This window comes from Candidatus Jordarchaeum sp. (genome assembly GCF_052745115.1).
The window spans coordinates 1-4,203 of the sequence record NZ_JBRAKS010000327.1 but is presented as its reverse complement, the minus strand read 5'-3'; the positions used below and the strand labels follow the sequence as shown (position 1 = coordinate 4,203).

At 44.7% G+C, this 4,203-nt stretch carries 3 protein-coding genes; all 3 read right to left on the bottom strand.

Annotated features, from left to right (window positions below; genetic code table 11):
- Nucleotides 1–26: 26 nt before the first annotated feature.
- The 3 genes from ACUVXA_RS17085 to ACUVXA_RS17075 are packed head-to-tail and all read right to left on the bottom strand — an operon-like array spanning nucleotide 27 to nucleotide 4,115.
- Nucleotides 27–1,985, bottom strand: coding sequence for a hydantoinase B/oxoprolinase family protein (locus ACUVXA_RS17085; RefSeq protein WP_445872497.1), 1,959 nt, complete (start codon nucleotides 1,983–1,985; stop codon nucleotides 27–29).
- Nucleotides 1,982–3,346: a hydantoinase/oxoprolinase family protein gene (locus ACUVXA_RS17080; RefSeq protein ID WP_445872496.1), complete on the bottom strand. Its 1,365-nt coding sequence runs from the start codon at nucleotides 3,344–3,346 to the stop codon at nucleotides 1,982–1,984. Before ACUVXA_RS17080 ends, ACUVXA_RS17085 begins: the two co-directional genes overlap by 4 nt.
- Nucleotides 3,321–4,115, bottom strand: coding sequence for a hydantoinase/oxoprolinase N-terminal domain-containing protein (locus tag ACUVXA_RS17075; protein WP_445872498.1), 795 nt, complete (start codon nucleotides 4,113–4,115; stop codon nucleotides 3,321–3,323). The genes ACUVXA_RS17080 and ACUVXA_RS17075 overlap by 26 nt, the downstream gene beginning before the upstream one ends.
- Between the last annotated feature and the right edge of the window lie 88 nt (nucleotides 4,116–4,203).

Sequence of the window (4,203 nt, the reverse complement as noted above, 5' to 3'; positions counted from 1 at the left end):
AAGTCCAAGAATGGTATTATTTATCATTAAATCTTTCTACTGTTGTGAACCCTCTCAGGATCCCTCTCTAAAACGTCTCCATACCCGTCTCCACCTTTTACCGGATTTATATAGAGGTCTCCCTGATTGAAAAGAATTTCTGGCGGAATAATCATTCTCTTCTCATACACATAGTTGCCTTTCACATACTTTCTTATTTCAGAGTTTTCCGGGTCAAATTCTCGGAAAGGATAGGGTTCCTTGTTTTTAATGAGTTCCATCATGTTGGTGTTATGTACTTCGCGTCTGTAGCCTGCAGCACCGGGGTAGCCTCCAAAAAGTCCCCCGCTGGCAAATATGCTGGTTCCCATCCACATTAACTCATAATTATTGGTTTTCCACAGCATACGCACAGACTCGAAGCCGTTGCCTCCCCGAAACTTTCCGGGACCCGCAGAGTTGGGCTGAACCCTCCTACCCAAATACAGTAATGGTTCCACTATTTCCCACAACTCAACGTCACCCATGTCGGCCTCCGGATTAAACATGGCAAAGGCGTGATCCAAACCATCGTCAAAGGCTCTTGCCCCGAGACCCGAACTTGCAAACTCAAAGTTGAACATCGCAGATTCCTGACCCAGATGATCCTTCCCACCACCAGACATCAAGTTGTGGCACACAGTCATCCCCGCCAAAACCTCTTCGATAAATCCTCTGGAGAAATATCCTCTACTATAAGACCTAAACAGACCATTGAGACCTGTAATAAACGAACCCCAAGAGAAGACTGTACAGGGAAGCGTGGATTCCGGATTAAGAATTGATCCGTATGGAAGTTTGAGTTCAAACACTAGAGACAGACCTGCGTTTATTTTATCACTGGGCCAGATAATTTCTGAGCTGATAGAGTAAAGGCCACCATAAACGGCACTAGGTGAAGCATTAAAGGAGTGATAGCCCCATTTTGAAGCCCCATCAAAATCGATTACTATGTTGCAATCGGGTTTTATGGTCATCTCCATAGGCATATGCATCACGGTGTCCTTAGCCGCTCTGGCAGGCACTCTTTTTGAGCCCTTAAAGGTTACGTCACCAAACGAAGCGGAGCGGTAGCGTCCAGGGATCATAGTTCTTTTAATAACTTCTAATACTGCTAGTCTGCCGTCTTCTATGGATTCATGAATAAAGCGTTTGAAGTTGTCTATTCCAATCTCGTTTATTACTTTGTGAACCGCGTTTCGAATAATGTCACATCCAGCCAGTCTGGCTTTCTCGTCCAGTTTCCAGTAAATAGGATTTCGGATAAGCCGTTCGCATCTCACTTCCCAATAACTGTAAATTGTGTCATTCTCACCGATTTTTTCGCAGGGAGCCTTCAATCCTTCCTCGTAGCAGGTGGTGGGCCCCACAGGCGCCGTACCTGGAACTACTGCTCCTATGTCTAGACCGTGTATGCAGGCTCCGGCCCACGCCACCAGTTCTCCTTTCCAGAAGATGGGCTTTATGGTGTGGACATCCGCGGTGTGGCAATTACCTATGAAGACATCGTTATTACAGAAAACATCGCCCGGCGCTATTCCCGGATTATCCTCGTAACCGTTTCTTATCATCCATTTTATAGCATCGCTCATGGTTCTTACGTGGGTGATTATTCCCGTGGATATTGCAATGGTATCACCCTCGGGACTATAGAGAGTAAAGCACAGTTCTCCCAGCTCCTGAACGATGGGCGAGGCGGATATGTTCATGGATGTTTCTCGGGCACTAACTAGGGCACCTCTGATGAGTGCGAACACCCGCTCGTACACCAATGGGTTCTGCTCCTTATATTCCAATATTTCTAGTCCATGGTATCTTCTGGTTTTTTGAAAAAGTTCCTCGGATTCCTCCAACATTTCTTTTAGGGTTTTACCTTTCCATCCAATTTTTCTGGCTCTCGAGCCTTCAGCTCCCTCTATCTCCACCAGGTGTGGTTCTCTAACAAAGCTTTGTGACACTTCGCTCACTTCCTCCTTATGTGAAATATTCGATACTCATCTAGGTAAGCTGAACAGTCGTTGGGCAGGAAAAGAGTGGTGTTGGGAGATTCTACAACTGCTGTCCCATTTATTTTGTTTCCCGTATTTAGTAGATGCATTTCGTACACTTCTCCGGTTGACCATTGACCTCTCCAGTAAACATCTCTCTCGCCCTTGAAAGCCTCTTCGGGGGGCTTTGCACCCTTCTTCTCCTCTCTGTATAATGCTGGTTTTTTCACAGGATATCGCCCAATTCCTATGGCGTATGTGAAGTAGTATCCGGCTTCGGGGATTTTTGCGCTTCGGGCGTAAATCTTTTCATAGTGCTTTTCAAAGGTTTCAATCACTTTATCCATATCCTTTCCAGTGGATATCTTAGCTATGGGAGACGGAAATTCCAAGTCGGTTAGCTGACCAGCATACTGCATTCTGGCATAAGGATGAAAGGTTATTTTCTCTTTTTCACAACCTGCATCTATTAATTCCTTAAAACATTCTTCCCTCTGAGAGTCCCAGAATCCAGTAACCAGTGAACCCATAAAACCTTTAAAATTATCATCAGCATTATACCAGATTGGAAGATCCGATGAGCGATCTCTTCTGGCCTCCAGATTCCCGCAGGCGCACCCAAAGGCTGAAAAAGCGGCTGCCCAACTAGGAACCAAGACGTCTAGGAATGGAATTTCCCGGGTATAATTCGCTGCCATAACGGGACCCCCTCCACCGTAGGACAGTAACACATAGTCCACTGGCGAGTAGCCTCTCCCCAGTATTGCCCCGTAAACAATATCCCTCATCTGAGTCTCCAGTAACTCTACAATTCCCGCAGCGGCATCATAAGTGTCTAAACCCAGTTCGGATGCCACTTGTTTTTCTATCTCTTCATACGCTTTTTCCTTGTTTAGTTTTATTTCTCCACCTAAAAAGTAGTCTGGATTCAGAACTCCAAGGATGACCTCACAATCCGTAATGGTGGGCCATTCTACTCCACCCTCCTTATATGAAACTCCAATGCGGTAACCAGCACTTTCTGGTCCAATCTCTATCCTCTTAGAAATGGGATCCACCCTCACATAGCTTCCCATACCTGCCCCCCGACTCTCTGTAGCCACCATGGGCATATTGATTAGAAATCTTCCTATTTCGGGGTTCGCCTCAACGGTGTATTCTCCGTCAGTAATCAGGCCTACATCAAAGCTTGTTCCACCGACATCAGTGCACACAATGTTATTTATGCCTAAGACTTCGCCCAGATATTTTCCTCCAATTATTCCGCCTATGGGACCAGAAGTCATGGAGCGAATCAACTGTTTTGTTTCTATGCTAATTGCCCCTCCATGACTGGACATAAACCCTGAGGTCGAATTTTGACTTTCGCTTTTTCAGCTCCTGATCAATTTTTCTCAGTTGAGCTCTTGAACCTTCGGCTGCGTAGGCTTCCAAGGTTACCACATTCATTCTCGGAAAATCGCCTCTAATAGGATGGAATTCAGAGGCAGTTATAATGGGGATATTCACTTTTCTCTCTGCTAATACTTGTTGAGCTATTTCCTTTGCTCTGCTCTCATGAATCCCGTTTCTATAGGAATAGATAAAATTAATAACGATAGCTTCAACTCCCTGGTCTAATAGTTGTTCAACCGCTGGCTTAACCTCGTGTTCATATAAGGGTATTACAATATCGCCCATAACGTCTATTCTTTCCCTGACGCCTCGAATATACTCCTCTGGTATAAGCGGTTCATTGTGAATGTGGGTGGCAGCGTGGAACCGGTCTTGATAGGAGTAGCCCATGTAGGTTTGTTTGGCTCTCTCCAAGCGGAAATAATGCTCCATTCCCTTTGTTACTATGGCTCCCACTTTACTGCCTTTCCTCTCAAGCACCCTGTTAAGCATAGTAGTTCCAGAATAAATAGCAGTTTCAAGACTGGAAATAGCGTATTCAGTTTTCATATCCCAGTAACCCAAAGCATTATCCAACGAGGCCAGAAACCCTATGGACTCATTGTAAGGAGTGCTCTGTGCCTTACCAATAGTAAAACGACCCTCATCATCTATCACGATTGTATCGGTCATCGTACCGCCAGCATCAATTGCGAGAACATTTGGAACTTTCACCAACTATTAATCACCAATTTATTTAATTTTAATTTGAATTTCTAATTTTTTATTTTGTATCCATATAAAATTTACTATCAGTTTAAAA